11 protein-coding genes are annotated in these 14,606 nt (G+C 74.7%); 6 read left to right on the top strand and 5 right to left on the bottom strand.

All coding sequences use genetic code 11. From position 1 onward, the window contains the following. Nucleotides 1-201: 201 nt before the first annotated feature. The 3 genes from ABD234_RS07575 (at nucleotide 202) to ABD234_RS07565 (ending at nucleotide 4,516) form a co-directional block, all read left to right on the top strand. A complete protein-coding gene (locus tag ABD234_RS07575) occupies nucleotides 202-3,144 on the top strand; it encodes a LamG-like jellyroll fold domain-containing protein (protein ID WP_344354839.1) in 2,943 nt (980 codons plus the stop codon). Nucleotides 3,145-3,294: 150 nt separating this feature from the next. Beyond that, on the top strand, nucleotides 3,295-3,810 hold the full coding sequence (locus tag ABD234_RS07570) for a phosphoribosyltransferase (RefSeq protein ID WP_038370765.1): 516 nt from the start codon (nucleotides 3,295-3,297) through the stop codon (nucleotides 3,808-3,810). Between the two features lie 22 nt (nucleotides 3,811-3,832). Then, nucleotides 3,833-4,516 (top strand): lysoplasmalogenase family protein, encoded by a 684-nt coding sequence (locus ABD234_RS07565; protein ID WP_344354837.1) that lies wholly within the window; start codon nucleotides 3,833-3,835, stop codon nucleotides 4,514-4,516. Between the two features lie 29 nt (nucleotides 4,517-4,545). Here ABD234_RS07565 and ABD234_RS07560 read toward each other — a convergent pair whose 3' ends face one another. Beyond that, nucleotides 4,546-5,664, bottom strand: a complete 1,119-nt coding sequence (locus ABD234_RS07560; RefSeq protein WP_344354836.1) for a baeRF2 domain-containing protein — start codon at nucleotides 5,662-5,664, stop codon at nucleotides 4,546-4,548. Between the two features lie 158 nt (nucleotides 5,665-5,822). Further along, a complete protein-coding gene (locus tag ABD234_RS07555; protein WP_344354834.1) occupies nucleotides 5,823-6,683 on the bottom strand; it encodes a DUF1684 domain-containing protein in 861 nt (286 codons plus the stop codon). 122 nt (nucleotides 6,684-6,805) lie between these two features. Between ABD234_RS07555 and ABD234_RS07550 the strand changes: the two genes are divergently transcribed. Further along, nucleotides 6,806-7,258 (top strand): hypothetical protein, encoded by a 453-nt coding sequence (locus tag ABD234_RS07550; RefSeq protein ID WP_344354833.1) that lies wholly within the window; start codon nucleotides 6,806-6,808, stop codon nucleotides 7,256-7,258. 4 nt (nucleotides 7,259-7,262) lie between these two features. Here the strand turns inward: ABD234_RS07550 and ABD234_RS07545 are convergent, their stop codons facing one another. From ABD234_RS07545 to ABD234_RS07535, 3 genes are read right to left on the bottom strand one after another with little or no spacing between them, the layout of a single operon-like run. Beyond that, nucleotides 7,263-7,847, bottom strand: coding sequence for a DUF6891 domain-containing protein (locus ABD234_RS07545; RefSeq protein ID WP_344354832.1), 585 nt, complete (start codon nucleotides 7,845-7,847; stop codon nucleotides 7,263-7,265). Further along, complete coding sequence (locus tag ABD234_RS07540) at nucleotides 7,844-8,818, bottom strand: pirin family protein (RefSeq protein ID WP_344354831.1); 975 nt, start codon at nucleotides 8,816-8,818, stop codon at nucleotides 7,844-7,846. Before ABD234_RS07540 ends, ABD234_RS07545 begins: the two co-directional genes overlap by 4 nt. Further along, nucleotides 8,815-9,462, bottom strand: a complete 648-nt coding sequence (locus tag ABD234_RS07535; RefSeq protein ID WP_344354830.1) for a mismatch-specific DNA-glycosylase — start codon at nucleotides 9,460-9,462, stop codon at nucleotides 8,815-8,817. The genes ABD234_RS07540 and ABD234_RS07535 overlap by 4 nt, the downstream gene beginning before the upstream one ends. A 35-nt stretch (nucleotides 9,463-9,497) precedes the next feature. Here ABD234_RS07535 and ABD234_RS07530 point away from each other — a divergent pair, with 35 nt between their 5' ends. Both ABD234_RS07530 and ABD234_RS07525 read left to right on the top strand, forming a co-directional pair. After that, nucleotides 9,498-10,454 (top strand): serine hydrolase domain-containing protein, encoded by a 957-nt coding sequence (locus ABD234_RS07530; RefSeq protein WP_344354828.1) that lies wholly within the window; start codon nucleotides 9,498-9,500, stop codon nucleotides 10,452-10,454. A gap of 18 nt (nucleotides 10,455-10,472) precedes the next feature. Continuing rightward, nucleotides 10,473-13,826, top strand: coding sequence for a GH92 family glycosyl hydrolase (locus ABD234_RS07525; protein WP_344354827.1), 3,354 nt, complete (start codon nucleotides 10,473-10,475; stop codon nucleotides 13,824-13,826). Nucleotides 13,827-14,606: the final 780 nt, after the last annotated feature.

Genomic DNA, 14,606 nt, shown 5'->3' with positions numbered 1-14,606 from the left:
CACCCAGGGCCGCCCGCGGTGGGAGCGCTCCCGGCCCGGAGCGCGCCGGTGCCCTCGGCCGGCGCCGCGAACAGGACATTCCGCCCGCGCGTCATCGGGAGTCCACCCTGCGTACGGCAGGGATTCCCCCACGGTGCACGAGGTCGACGCCCACGCTCCCTAGCGTCGAGGGGTCCCTCCCCTCCGAACCCAGGAGCCCCCGTGTCCCCCTCCCCGTGGCGCACCACATCCGCCCTCCTCGCCGCCGCGCTCGCCGTCGGCATGGCGCCCGCCCTCGCCGGCGCGGCCCCGGCCGCCCCCGCCCCTGTCCCCGCGGCCCCGGTCCCCGCCGGCCCCGCCCCGGTCCTCGGCGGCGGCCAGCCCCTGCGCGCGCCGCTGCCCGTGCCCGCCGTGGACGCCCCCGTCCCGGACGTGCTCGACGTCGACATCTCCCGCGGCACGGCCGATGCCGCCCGGGACCGCGCCACCACCGCCTTCGGCGCGGACCCGGAGATCGGCGCCGATGCCGCGCTGGGCCGGGAGGTCGCCTCCTTCGACGGCACCAACGCGGTGCGCTACGACTTCGCCGACGGGTTCGAGGCCACCGCGCGGGCGCTGACCCTGGAGTGCACCGTCCGCTTCGACGACGGCCTGACCGAGGGCACGGAGGAGAGCACCGGGAACTTCTGCGGCGCCAAGGAGGCCGGCGGCTTCTCCCTCACCGCCTACGGCTCGACCCTGAAGATGATGGTCAACGTCGACGGCACCTACTACGGGGCCGGCGTCGAGATCCAGGAGGGCGTGTGGTACCACGCGACCGGCACCTGGGACGGCAGCACCGTCGCGCTGTACCTGAACGGGCAGAAGGTCGCCGAGACCGCCACGGCGGGCACCGCCATCAAGCCCCCGAAGGCCACCGCCCGCCAGTTCTTCCTCGGCGCCGACACCAACGGCAGCGGCGACCCGCAGTTCCACGGCACCGTCTCCGTCGCCGGTGCGGGCATCTACGGGCGCGCGCTGAGCGGCGAGGAGATCACCGCCCGCTACGCCCAGACCTTCGCCGGCCGCACCGAGGACGACGTCGCCGTCGCGGTGACCAGCCCGGCCCCCGGCCAGGAGCTCGCCGCGCCCACCGAGCTCGCCGCGAGCATCGACCACGAGGAGCTCCTCGCCGCGCCGCTGACCTGGACCCTCGACGGCCAGGAGGTCGCCCTCGGCGACGAGATCGGCCCCGGCCTCGCCGCCGGGGAGCACACCCTGGCCTGGTCGGGCATCGACGCCCTGGGCGAGGACGTCTCCGGCCGGGCCTCCTTCACCTCCACCACCCTGCCCGCCCCCGGCGGCGCGAGCCGGTCCGGCGGCCCCGGCAGGGTGCGGCTCTCGGCGGTCGCGACCAGCCCCACCGGCGCGGACCTCAGCACCGTCTTCGTCGAGGGCGAGGTCGCCGCCGCCCAGGACGCCGAGCACGGCATCCTGGACCCGGCGGCCATCGGCCCCGACGGCTCCGTCGCCGGGGACGTCGCCCTCTCCGAGGCCGCGCCGGCGCAGGACGCCCTCCTGCCGGAGGACGGCACCGCGCAGGACGCCCCGCTCACCGCCCAGGTCCCCGCCCTGCGCACCGCCGTCGCCGCCACCGGGCCCGGGCAGACCATCGCCTGGAGCGGCCAGGTCGACCCGGCCCGGGAGATCCGCCTGCTGCTGCTGGACACCGGGACCGGACGGTACGAGGTGGTCGACTCCGCCCGCGGCTCGGCCGACGGGCAGGTCCGCCTGCAGGCGACGGCGGGCGCCGAGCACGACGCCGACGGCTCCGTGCAGATCCTCGTGCTGGGCATCGACCCCTTCGCCGACGACCTCGACAACCCCGTCCGCGACGGCTTCGAGGACCCGGACGACTACGACTTCTCCCTCATGCACATCACCGACACCCAGTACCTCTCCGAGGGCGCCACCCAGCGGCCCACCGCCGCCGAGCGCGAGGTGTGGGCCGATGCCTACGCCGACTCCTACCGCTGGCTCGGGGAGAACCACGAGGAGCGCAAGATCGCCTACGTCGCCCACACCGGCGACGTCATCGAGAACTGGAACACGCGCGACACCGATCGCGCGGTGGCGATCGAGGAGTACGAGTTCGCCTCGCAGACGCAGGAGATCCTCGAGGAGACCGGCGTGGTCCACTCGGTGCTGCCGGGCAACCACGACAACCGCGGCGGGATGGACGTGGCCCCCGAAAGCCTGTTCAACCAGTACTTCGGTCCCGAGCGCTACGAGGCCCTCGCCGAGCAGGACTCCTGGAAGGAGGCCGGCGCCGAGTACCACCCGTGGAAGGAGGGGGACAACGAGAACAGCTACACGCTGTTCACCGCCGCCGGCCGGGACTTCATCACCGTCTCCCTGGGCTACTCGGTCACCGCGGAGGAGACCGCCTGGGCGAGCTCCGTCCTGGACCGGTACCCCGGCCGCAACGTCATCATCCTCACCCACGCGTACAACAAGCCCTCCGCCGCGCCCGACGGCCGCGGCGGATCCTTCTCCCAGGACGGCGCGATCATCCGCGAGGACATCCTTGCCCACCACCCGAACGTGGCCCTGGTCCTGTCGGGGCACGAGCACGGGGTCAGCATCAGCGTGCGCCGGGACGTCGGCAGTACCGGCAACCATGTCGTCGAGCTCCTGGCCGACTACCAGTTCTACGAGGTCGGCTCCGACCAGCTGGGGCTCACGGAGGTCGGCGGCTACGGCGAGGACACCGGCCTGCGCTTCGGCTCGAGCTTCTTCCGCCTGCTGCAGTTCGACCTGGACCGCGGGGAGATGTGGGTGGACACCTACTCCGCCCACCTCGACGAGTTCGGCGCGAGCGAGTACGACACCCGCGAGCGCTACGACGGCACCGAGGACGACACCCGCCTGCCCGTCCAGTTCGAGGGCCGCACCACCACCTTCCGCACCGACGCGGTGCTGGGGCTGACGCCGACGGACCGGGTGATCGGCGAGGTCACCCACGCCTCCGGGGAGGCGGCGACCGTGACCTGGAAGGGCATGGGCCGGGGGCAGACCCGCGGCTGGTTCGCGATCTCCCGCGACGTGTCCCGCGCCTCCGCCGACCTCTCCGAGGGCGTCACCCAGGTCAGCGCCTTCACCGTCGGCGGTCCGAAGGGCCGCTGAGCCGCACGTCCCCTCGTCCGGGTGTCGCCGATCGCACCATCGGCGAGCACCGGGCCGCCGCCCGCTGCCGGTAGCATCGACGCATTCCCCCGAGCACCAGCGCCGCGCGCGACCGGCGGCACCCGGACGACCCCGAGCATGAGGACCACGATGAATCTCGCCCACCACGCCGACTCCAGCGATCTGCCCGTCAAGGAGATCCTCTCCTGGGAGCTGTTCGGCACCGCCTCGCGCGAGCTGGCCCAGCAGATCGCCGACAGCGACTACCGTCCCGAGATCGTCATCGCCGTCGCCCGCGGCGGCCTGCTGCCGGCCGGCTCGCTGTCCTACGCGCTGGGCCTCAAGCTCGCCGACGCGATCAACGTCGAGTTCTACACCGATGTCCACGAGACCCTGCCGGACCCGGTCCTGCTCGCCCCGCTGCTGGACACCGAGGCCATCGCCGGCAAGCGCCTGCTGGTCGTGGACGACGTGGCCGACTCCGGCCGCACCCTCGCCCTCGTGCTCGACCTGCTGCGCGGCCAGGGCGCCGAGGCCCGCAGCGCCGTGCTGTACGCGAAGTCGGCCTCCGTGGTCGCGCCGGACTTCGTGTGGCGCCGCACCGACGAGTGGATCGTCTTCCCCTGGTCGGCGGAGCCGCCGGTCACCCCGGCATCGCGCGGCTGACGCCCCGCGAGCGAGCAGAGCCGTGCGCAGGCCGTCCCGGAGCCTCCTGATCTCCGGGGCGGCCTGCGCCGTCCTCGCGGGCACCCACCTGGTGGCCACGGCCGTCGCCCCCGGCGGCGCGTGGGCCGCCGGCACCCAGGTGCTGCTCATGCCCTCCCTCGCCGCCGTGCTGGCGGCCGGGACGGACCTGTCGCGGCCGCTGCCGCGCCGGGTCCTGGCGGCGCTGTCGCTCTCGTGGCTGGGCGACTCCCTGCCGAAGCTGACCGACCACGAGGACCTCGCCTTCGGTCTCATGCTCGGCCCGTTCCTGCTGGCGCAGGCCGCGTACATCCGCGCCTTCGCCCCGCTGCGGGCGGCGGGGATCCTGGGCCTGCGGCCCGTCCCGCGCGCCGCCGCGCTCGTGCCCTACGCCGCGGCCCTGACCGGGATCGTGACGCTCTGCGCCCCGGGCGCCGGGCCGATGCTCCCGGCCGTGCTCGTGTACGGCGGGGCGCTCGCCTCGATGGCGGTCCTCGCCACCGGGCTGGGCCCGCTGGGCGCGCTCGGCGGGGCGATCTTCCTGGTCTCGGACGCGATGATCGGCCTGGAGACCTTCGCGGAACGGGCCCTGCCCGGGCACGAGCTGTGGGTGATGGCGACCTACATCGGCGGCCAGACCCTCCTGGTGCTCGGGGTGCGCCGGGCGGCGCCGCCGGCCGCGGCCTGAGCGGGCCGCGGCCCGCGGGCCCGGGGGTCTCAGACGGCGCCGTGCTCCCGGCGGGAGTCGCCGGTCATGGAGCCGACGCTGTTGGACGGGGTCGCCCCGTCCCGCCAGCGCAGCAGCGCCCCGACGCCCTCGGGCACCGTCGCGACGCCGTCGGCCAGCGCGCTCACGCCCGCATCGGTGCGGATCGCGGCGGCCAGCAGCTCCTCGATGCCGGCGGGCTCCTGCCCCGTGACGAAGATCAGCTCCTCCACCTGGCCGCGCTCGAGCGCCTGGCGCACCTCGTCGACGCCGGCGACGGACGTGCCGCCGCGCCCCTGCTCCTCCGCGAAGCGGTCGGCCAGCTCGCGCTGCCGGGCATCGATGTGCTCCCGCGTCGCCTCCCGGACCGACTCGCGGAAGGTCGGCCGGTCCAGGCTCTGCCCGCGGGTGCCGCCGGGGATCTCCCGCAGCAGCGGCAGCACGTCCGGGCCCAGCTCGTCCTTCAGCAGGGACAGGGCCCGCACGTCGCCCGTGGCCAGCACCATCTCCGGCCGATGCCGCGCGACCAGGCGCTGCACGCTCTGCGCGACCGCCTCCGCATTGCGCTCCCACGAGTCCTCGACCCGGGCCTCGAAGTTGTCCGAGCGCCAGCCGTGCTGCGAGCCCCCGCCGCGGCCGGTCTTGTGCAGCTCGTCGTGGCCGCCGTCGACCTGCGCCTCGCCGTCCAGGACGTTCTCGCTCTGCGGGATGGAGGGGTTCTCCGGGGCGCGCAGGTGCAGGTCCGCCCCCGAGCGGTCCACCTCGATCAGCAGCTGGCTGACGGCGTACGGCGTCAGCTGCAGCAGCGGCAGCAGGACGGGGCGGTCGGACCAGGCGGCGCACTCCTGCAGCGGCGGCGCCGGCAGCACGCGATCCAGCACGATGCCGCCCTCGGTGGCGAGGACGGCGCGGCCGTGGCGCCCGCCGATCCGGGTGGGGGCCAGCACGGTCTCCTCGACCTCGGCGAGCAGGACGTCGGGGGCGCCGGCCCCGCGCAGGGTGCCGCGCTGCTGGGCCCATCGGGTGGCGAGCTCGTCCGCGGCGCGCTGGTCGGTGCGCGTGGTGTCGAGATACACGGAGAGGTACGGACCGTCGGCCTCGAGGGCGGGGATGAGCCACGGCAGTTTCACGAAGGACCTCCTGCTTGTTCGCGAGCGGCGAAGGCGCGACCTTCCGGCTCCTTCGCCGAGTGGTGGCCCCACGATTCCACGCCCCCCGCGGCCCCGCAAGCGGATCGGCGGATCGCGCGAGGACGGCCTGTGAGCAGGCGGCCGGCGGCCCCGCCTGCTCAGGACGCCGCGGTGACCCGCGAGATCGGGGTCCGCTCCCCGGCCTCGACGGCGACGGGGAGACGGTTCTCCGGCGGCGGCAGCGGGCAGGTGGCGTGGTCGGTGTACGCGCAGGGGAGGTTCACGGCCCGCGTGAAGTCCAGGACGGTGGCACCCGAGGTGTCGGGCGGCGGCACCTCCAGCCAGCGGCCGACGGCGCAGGTGCTCTCGCCGCTGGTGGCGTCCCGGAACAGCACGGAGAGCGCGCCGTCGGGCTCCGAGGCGAAGGCCGTCAGCCGGTGCCGCGTCCCGGCGAGCTCGAGCTCGAGCACCCCGGGGGAGCGGAACTCCTGCTCGAGGCCCTCGACGACCGAGCCGACCCGGGAGGTGCGCGCCGGGGCGTCCGGGAGCAGCCGGGCGGGGATCCGCCAGCGCGGATCGGGCGGGAAGGCCGGGGTGCCGGGGTAGGCGGCGAGGTACGGGGCATCGGCGCGGCGCGGGCGCAGGATCACCCGTCCGCCGCGGTCGGCGATCTCCACCGCGCCGGCGACGCCGTCGTCGAGGAAGGCGGCGGTGATGCTCGTGCCCGGGGTCAGGGGGCCGAAGCTGTGGCGTCCGGTGATCACCGTCGCGCCCAGCACCAGCTGCTCGCCGGGATCGAGCTCGACCTCCGGCCCGTCCTCGCCCAGCCGCCAGGTGCCGGGGGCGCCCGGGAGGTGGATCGGGGTCCCCTCGAGCCAGTGCAGCGCGGTCACGGCGAGGAACCCCAGCGGCTCGCGGCGCCGCTCCTCGTGCCGGCGATGCCACTCCTGCCAGGCGCGGGAGAAGGCCTCCGCATCGGTCGCGGCGGGATCCGGGCTGCTGTGCGGGGTGGTGCTCATGTCCGTCCTTCGTTCGGTGCCCGACCACCCTGTCGCATCGCGGCGCGCCTGTCACGGGCGGCGACATGCTCGGACACGCCGGACGGTGGCGCGACCGCCCGCCGCGCTCTACCCTCGGGGGCATGTCGACGCCCCTGGAGCGCATCACCGCCCTCGTGGCGGACCGTCTCGGCGAGGACGGCCAGTTCACCAGCACCCCCGTGCTCACCCTCGAGGAGTTCTTCGAGGGCAACGAGGCCGAGGGATCGATCCTGTGCAACGTCGTGCGGGATCCGCAGGACCTCGGATCCCTGGTCCCGCCGCAGGAGGCTTTCGAGATCTTCTCCGAGATCCGGGACCGCAGCGAGGTCGCGGACGTCCGGATCGCCCTGACCATGTTCGACGACCCGGACTGGCCGTTCTCCGACACGGTCCTGGTCGAGACGATCGCGACCCCGGAGGAGGTGCGCGGCTGGTTCGAGGAGGAGATCGGGCCCGACGAGGTCGATCCCCTCGCCCCGGACGACGACCTCGTGGACGTGGTGCGCGAGCTGGGCATGGACCCCGATCGGGTGCTCGTGCTGTGGTGGGACTGAGCCGCTAGCCGACCTGCCCCGGCGGCGCCGGGAACCAGGACGCCTCCGGGATCTCGAGCACCGGCCCGTCCTCCTCGCCCGAGGGCACGGGGATGCCCTCGGCGGCCAGCGCCTCGCGCAGCCGGCCGGGGAGGCCGCCGTCGGGGTCCTCGTCCACGCGCAGCGTGAGCACGTCGGTGCCGTCGACCATCTTCTCGGCGTCCCCCCGATGGAAGTACACCCAGCCGCGCACGGCCCGGCCGGTGCGGCGCTCCTGCGCGCGGGCCGCCTCCTCCAGGAGGGTCCGCGCCGAGGCCTCGTCCTCGCCCACGTCCTCGGCGACCAGCGCGTCCTCCTGCGCGAGCCGGGCCAGGGCGCGCCGGATCGCCGCGGAACGGTCGCGCCCCGCGTTCTCGCGGGCGAGGTGGTCGCGCTCGACCCACGCCGCGGCGAGGACCTCATCGGCGCGGGCCGAGGCCACGCCCTCCGCGTCCGCGGACCGGTGCAGGTCGCGGCGGATCTCCTCGAGCTCCTCCCGGCCGAGGGCGAGGCGCACCATCGCCTCGGTGCGCAGCTGCGCGAGCACCGCCTCGGGCTCCAGGACGCTCATCGGACCGGCTCCGTCCGGGCGTGCGGGGCGGGATTGCTGCGCGGCCGCAGAGTCATCGGCGGGATCACCGGTGCGGGCAGCCGGCCCTGGCCGTGGGCGTTGCGCCCCGGGCCGCCGTGCCCCACATACCCTGCGACCTCGCCGAAGCGCTCGCCGCCGGCCTCCCAGTCCGCCCGCGCCCGATGGATCTCCTCGCTCGTGCGGCCCACGAAGTTCCACCACATGACGATCTCCTCCTCGAAGGGCTCCCCGCCCAGCAGCATGACGCGGGCGGCATGCCCGCCCGCGTTGCGCAGGTGCAGCCGCTCCGCGCCGACGCCGAGATAGGCGAGGGACGCCCGCGGCACCGGGACCCCCTCCACGTCGACCTCCCCGCAGTCCACGAGCACCCCGTGCTCGAAGCCGGGGTCCACGTCGATCTCGAGCCGCGCCCCGGGATCCAGCCGGATCTCGGCCCCGACCAGCGGGGTATGGACCTCGACGGGGGAGGTGCTCCCCAGCAGGGAGCCGATGAGCACGAGGGCGCAGCCGCCGGGCAGATCCACCTCGGGCGGGGCATAGTGCTCGAGACGGCGGGGGAGGGACGCCCTCCGGGACTCCGGCAGGGCCAGCCACAGCTGCACGCCGTGCAGGACGGTGGTCGGCGCGGTCGAGGTCTCCGAGTGCGCGATGCCGTCGCCGGCCGTCATCAGGTTGACCTCCCCGGGCAGCACCTCGCCGCGCCCGCCGCCCGAGTCGATGTGCGCGATCTCCCCGCGGAACAGCCAGCTCACGGTCTGCAGGCCGATGTGCGGGTGGGGCGCGACGTCCATGCCCCCGGTGCGGGAGACGTCGTCGGGCCCGTAGTGGTCCGCGAAGCACCAGGCGCCGATCAGCGATCGTCGGCGCTGCGGCAGGGTGCGCAGCACGGTCATCGAGCGCGGCCCGCCCAGCGGCACCTCGCGCGGCGCGAGGATCTCGACGTCTCTCATGGCTCCTCCTGATCCGACGGGTCGGGGCAGGCCTCCCACACCGCGCGCCAGTGCGCGGCCAGGGAGTCCACGGTCTCGTGCGCGTTCAGCCCGCTGGGCTGCGGCAGCACCCACAGGGCCGAGCCCTGCGGCCAGCCGGCGACCTCCTCGGCGTCCTGCCGTCCCATCCTCGCGCGCGGGAGGGAGAACGCGGTGCGGAACGCCGTGATCCCCACGACGGCGACGGCCCGCGGCCGCATCTCCCGCACCCGCGCCACGAGCGTCCGCCCGCCCTCGCGCAGCTCCTCGCGGGAGAGCTCGTCGGCCCGCGCGGTCGGGCGCGCGACGAGGTTGGTCATGGCGATCCCGCGCCCGAGGATCTCCTGCTCATCGGCCGCGTCGAGCCCGCGGGAGGCGTCGATGCGCCGATCCAGGATCCCGGCGCGCTGCAGGGAGGGCCAGAAGCGGTTGCCCGGATGGGCGAACGGCGCGTTGACGGCGGCGGTCCACAGCCCCGGGTTGATGCCCACGATCAGCAGGCGCACCGGCGCGCCCGGCGCGGGCAGCACGTCGTCGAGGTCATCGGGCCCGGCGGCGGCGAAGCGCGCGAGATCCTCCCGCGTGGGCTTCGCGCCGCCCAGGGGCGAGGGACGGCGGGAGCTCATGTCGGCACTGTAGACGCCCGATCTAGGATTCGGGGATGACCGATCTCTCCGCCGCCTTCGACGTGGTCCGCCGGCACGTCGCCGAGGACCGCCTGCCCACCGCCGTGCTCGGCGTCGCCGATGCGCAGGGGATCCTCGCCCTGGACGCCTTCGGCGCCCGCGAGGACGCGCGCTACCTGCTGTACTCGGTGACCAAGCCCCTGGTCGGCATCACCGCGGCCCGCCTCGTGCAGCAGGGCCTGCTCACGCCGCAGACCCCGCTGGCCGAGGCGCTGCCCGGCTTCGGCGCCGAGCGCGAGGACACCGTCCGGCTGCGCCACCTGGTCAGCCACACCTCCGGGATCGCGGAGCCCCCGCTGGACTCCCGCGCGCCGCTGCGCGAGGAGCTGCTGCGCTCCGGTCGGGACTTCGCCGCGGGCACGGCCTCGCGGTACTCCTCGCTGGCCTTCGAGGGCGTCGCCGCGATGATCGAGCACGCCGGCGCAGCGCCCTGGGACCGGCAGCTGCAGGACTGGGCGGCATCGGCCGGAGCCGCCGGGCTCTCCCTCGAGCCCGGGGACGCCCTGCGCACCGTCGACGCCGCCGCCGCGGGGATGGACGAGGAGCGCCTGCTCGCGCGCCGCCACCCGGGGGCGGGGCTGTCCGGCACGGCGGAGGACCTGCTGAGCATCGGGCGCACCCTGCTCTCCGGCGGCGGGGACGTGCTGCGACCGGCGACGCTCGCGATGCTGCTGCGCCCCCTCACCGGAGACATCCCGCGCCTGGACCCGTACCCCGCCGAGCGCGGCCAGGACTGGGGGTTCAGCTGGAACCTGCCCCGCCGCGCCCCCGGCCTGATCGACACCGACCTGTACGGCCATGCCGGCTGGGCCGGGACGGCGTTCTGGGTCCATCCGGGCGCCGGGGTCTGCTGGGTGCTGCTGACGAACCGGGCCCAGCGCCCGGGGGTCGACGTCGACGCGATCGACAATGCGGTGATCGGCGCCCTGTGAGCGGATAGCCTGATCCGCATGTTCGTCACCGCACAGACGTCGTCCCACGGAGCGACCGGCCCCATCGGCTCTCCGACCAGCAAGGACGGCGCCGGATTCCTCTCCCCGGCCGCACTCCGCTACGCCTTCGCCCCGGGCGAGGAGGCCCGGGCGCCGCTGCCGGTCCTGCCCGGCCTCGAGGACCTGGCCGGCCGCACCGTGCAGCCCGGCGACGTGCTGCGCACCTTCGTCTTCCCCGATCTCGACGAGAACCTCACCTGGGGCGCGACCCACGTCGCCGTCGACCTGGTGTTCGAGGACGGCTCGCGCCTGTCCGAGCTGGACCCGCGCGACCAGTACGGCACCCTCGCCACCGCGCGCGGCATGGGGGAGGGGAAGATCCTCTACGCCGACCAGTGGAACGACGTGCAGGTCTCCCTCGAGGCGGCCGCCGGACGCACCATCGCCGAGGTGCAGCTGGCGGTGCAGGCCCCCGGCAGCGTCATCGCCGGCACCGACACCGTCACCGGCGTGGGCGCGGGGGAGATCCCGCTGTCCGTGTCCGGGACCGACGACCGCCCCGAGGCGGCGCGGGCCGTCGAGCTGACCGGCTGGATCGACGGCCCCTACCTGGGCCCGGCCCCGGCCGATCCGCCGCGCGAGGACCCGGTGGCCTGGGTCGACACCCGCCGCGGCACCTACGCCTCCCGCGACTTCTCCCGCGGCAACACCCTGCCGCTGACGGCCTGGCCCAACGGCTTCGCCTTCTTCACCCCGATGACCGACGCCCGCACCCGGCGCTGGGTGTACGAGTACCACCGCCGCGGCGGCGACGACAACCGGCCCCGGCTGCAGGGGCTCGGCATCTCCCACCAGCCGAGCCCGTGGATGGGCGACCGCGGCCAGTTCCTCCTGATGCCGCTGGCCGCCACGCCCTCCGGGCAGGTGCCCGACGCCTCCCCCGAGGGCCGCGCCGCCGGCTTCGACCACGCCCGGGAGATCGCCCGGCCGGACGTCTACCAGGTCTCCCTCGACGGGGGCACGCACCTGCGGCTGGCCCCGACCGACCACGGCGCGCTCGTGGAGATCGGCCTGCCCTCCGGGCCCGGCGAGCCCCATCTGCTGTTCGAGGGGATCGACGAGCACTCGCGGGTCGACGCCTCCGGCGCCGTGCTCGACGGCACGCTGCAGGCGTGGGTCGACTCCGGCCCCGAGCAGGGATACGCGCGGGCCGAGGGCTCGACCCGGATGTTCGTCCACGCCCAGATCGCGCCGCTGCCCATCGGCGCCGGCCCTGCCGAGGGCGCCACCCCCGGCGCGGGGGTGCTCACCTTCCCCGAGGGGACCGAGGTGGTGACCGTCCGCATGGTCACCAGCTACATCGGCATGGAGCAGGCCCGCCACACCTTCGACCTCGAGCTCGCCGGGCGGCGGTTCGAGGAGGTGCGGGAGGCGGCGCACGCCGCCTGGACGCAGCGCCTGTCGGTGATCGAGGTCGAGGGCGCGAGCGCCCCCCAGCTGCGCACCCTCTACGGGAACCTCTACCGCCTGAACCTCTACCCGAACTCCCACTGGGAGAACGCGGGCACGGCGGAGGACCCGGCGCCGGTCCACGCCAGCCCCGTGCTCCCGCCGCGCGGCCCGCTGACCTCCACGGAGACCGACGCCCAGGTCGTGCTGGGGACGATGTACGTCAACAACGGCTTCTGGGACACCTATCGCACCGCCTGGCCGGCCTACGCGCTGCTGTACCCGCAGCTCGCGGCCGAGCTCGCCGACGGCTTCGTCCAGCAGTTCCGCGAGGGCGGGTGGATCGCGCGCTGGTCCTCCCCGGGCTACGCCGACTGCATGACCGGCACCAGCTCCGACGTCGCCTTCGCCGACCTCGCCCTCAAGGGCGTCGACCTGCCCGACCCGCTCGCCGCCTTCGACTCCGGCCTGCGCAATGCGACCGTCGCGCCGCCGTTCCCGGAGGTCGGCCGCAAGGGCAACGAGCGCGCCGTCTTCACCGGCTACGTCGACACCGACACCCCCGAGTCGGTGTCGTGGGCGCTCGAGGCGCACATCAACGACGCAGGCCTCGCCGCGCTCGGCGAGCTGCTGCAGGGCGACGCCCGCCTGGACTCCCGCCGCCGCGCCGAGGTCGCCGAGGAGGCCGCCTACCTGCGCGCCCGCTCCGCGAACTACGCCCTCCTGTTCGACGAGGCCATCGGGTTCTTCCAGGGCCGCCGCCCCGACGGCTCCTTCGCCCGCTCCGCCGAGGACTTCGACCCCTGCGAGTGGGGCGGCGACTTCACCGAGACCGACGGCTGGAACTTCGCCTTCCACGTCCCGCACGACGGCGAGGGCCTGGCCGCCCTGTACGGAGGCCGCGAGAAGCTGCGCGAGAAGCTCGAGGAGTTCTTCGCGACCCCGGAGAACGCGGATCTCAAGGGCACCTACGAGCACGCCATCCATGAGATGGACGAGGCCCGCGCGGTGCGGATGGGCCAGTTCGGCGTCTCGAACCAGCCCGCCCACCACATCCCGTTCCTCTTCCACCACGCCGGTGCCCCGCACCGCGCCATGGAGATCGTGCGGGAGGTGCAGCAGCGGCTCTTCGTCGGCGAGCAGATCGGCCAGGGCTACCCCGGCGACGAGGACAACGGCGAGATGAGTGCCTGGTGGCTGCTCACGGCCCTCGGCCTCTACCCGCTGCAGCTGGACGCCGCGAGGTACCACCTCGTCGCCCCCCTGTTCCCGGAGGCGCGCGTGCGGCCTCTCGGCGGGGAGCCCTTCACCGTCATCGCCGAGGGCGAGGACGTCCCCGCCCCGTACGTCGCGGGGCTGACGGTCGCCGGGCGCGAGCACGAGGTCGCCGCGCTCGACCACGCCGACCTGCGCGGCGAGCTGCGCTTCACCCTGTCGCCGACCCCCAGCACCTGGGGCGCCGTCCCGCCCTCGGCCACCGCTCCGGGGGAGCAGCCCGAGCCGCTCGTGGACCTGCTCCCGCCCGACCCGGAGGATCCGCTCCGCGACGACGATTCCCGCACCGAGCTGCACCTCCCCGCCCCCGGTTCGGAGCCGGGCGCGGTCCAGCACGGGATCGTCGTCAGCGAGGCCGGGGAGCTCGTCATCGACCTCGTGAGCTTCGACGAGCCCGTCGACGCCCGCTTCCTCACCCTCACCTCCGGGGCGGAGGAGGGCGGCGATCCCGTCGCGTGGCGCCTGGAGATCTCCGACGACCGGGAGACCTGGGAGGTGCTCGACGAGCGGGCCGGCCAGGAGTTCCGCTGGCGCCGCCAGACCCGCCCCTTCCTCCTCCACGAGCCGCGCCCGGCGATGCACTACCGCCTGGTGATCACCGAGTCGAACGGCCCGCTCGTGCTGGCAGGGGTCGAGCTGCTGTTCTGAACCTGTCTTCCCGCGGCCGATCGCCCTCCGGCGATCGACCGCCTGCGGCCCTCCGTGCATGGCATGGAGGGCCGCGTCGCGTTCGAGGAAGGGCCGATGGCGGGGGACCCGTCGTGCCGGTGGAGTGGACTCTCTTCCAGGAGAATCGCGGGGTGTCAAGCAGGGTTCCGTGATGGTGGATAAAGGTGTTCCGGGGAGGGTTGTTGCGGGACTTGTACAAGATGTACGTGTCCCGGAACAGGGGTTCGGGCGATGCACGACAAGCCTGGTCAGAGGGGTGTTATTCGCTGATCTGGCTGTGGGGAGGAGGGTTGGGGCATCTTTTTCCACAGATGTCGTGGCGACCCTTCAGTAATGCGGCCCCGGGGTGTAGGCTGGGTTTCGAACAGGCAATCGAAACAGGCGGCGGTGGGGCTGCCGGGGAGTCCGGGGAGGGGGTGGTCGGGATGTGGCAGGATCAGGTCTCCGGGGCATCCGGGCCGGGCCCCGGCTCGCGTCCCGGCCCCGGCGCCGGCCCCGGTTCGGGCCCGGGCTCGGGTTCCGGTGCTGATGCTCGGGGGCGTGCGCGGTCCGCTGCGGCCTCGGGGGCTGATGCTGCGGGAAGCGAGGGCCGGCGCCGTGGGGCTGCTGCGGCGCCGACGAGTGTGGGGGATTTCGTGGCGCGGGTGCCGTCGGCGATGGTGCGGGGTCCGGTGCGCCGGGTGGTGTCGCGGGAGGCGCTGCCGGGGCGTGCGGGGGTGGGGCAGGAGCCGGTGCTGTCGGCGGTGGCGGTGGCGGTGT

This window comes from Brachybacterium phenoliresistens (assembly GCF_039530785.1).
In the GTDB taxonomy this organism is placed as follows: domain Bacteria; phylum Actinomycetota; class Actinomycetes; order Actinomycetales; family Dermabacteraceae; genus Brachybacterium; species Brachybacterium phenoliresistens.
Note: the sequence above shows the minus strand (reverse complement) of the source record. Positions and strands in the feature narration are given on the sequence as shown.

Coding starts and splice junctions, on each gene's coding strand:
- ABD234_RS07525 (WP_344354827.1), top strand. CDS start 10,473: ATGTTCGTCACCGCACAGACGTCGTCCCACGGAGCGACCGGCCCCATC.
- ABD234_RS07555 (WP_344354834.1), bottom strand. CDS start 6,683: ATGAGCACCACCCCGCACAGCAGCCCGGATCCCGCCGCGACCGATGCG.
- ABD234_RS07570 (WP_038370765.1), top strand. CDS start 3,295: ATGAATCTCGCCCACCACGCCGACTCCAGCGATCTGCCCGTCAAGGAG.
- ABD234_RS07535 (WP_344354830.1), bottom strand. CDS start 9,462: ATGAGCTCCCGCCGTCCCTCGCCCCTGGGCGGCGCGAAGCCCACGCGG.
- ABD234_RS07545 (WP_344354832.1), bottom strand. CDS start 7,847: ATGAGCGTCCTGGAGCCCGAGGCGGTGCTCGCGCAGCTGCGCACCGAG.
- ABD234_RS07540 (WP_344354831.1), bottom strand. CDS start 8,818: ATGAGAGACGTCGAGATCCTCGCGCCGCGCGAGGTGCCGCTGGGCGGG.
- ABD234_RS07550 (WP_344354833.1), top strand. CDS start 6,806: ATGTCGACGCCCCTGGAGCGCATCACCGCCCTCGTGGCGGACCGTCTC.
- ABD234_RS07530 (WP_344354828.1), top strand. CDS start 9,498: ATGACCGATCTCTCCGCCGCCTTCGACGTGGTCCGCCGGCACGTCGCC.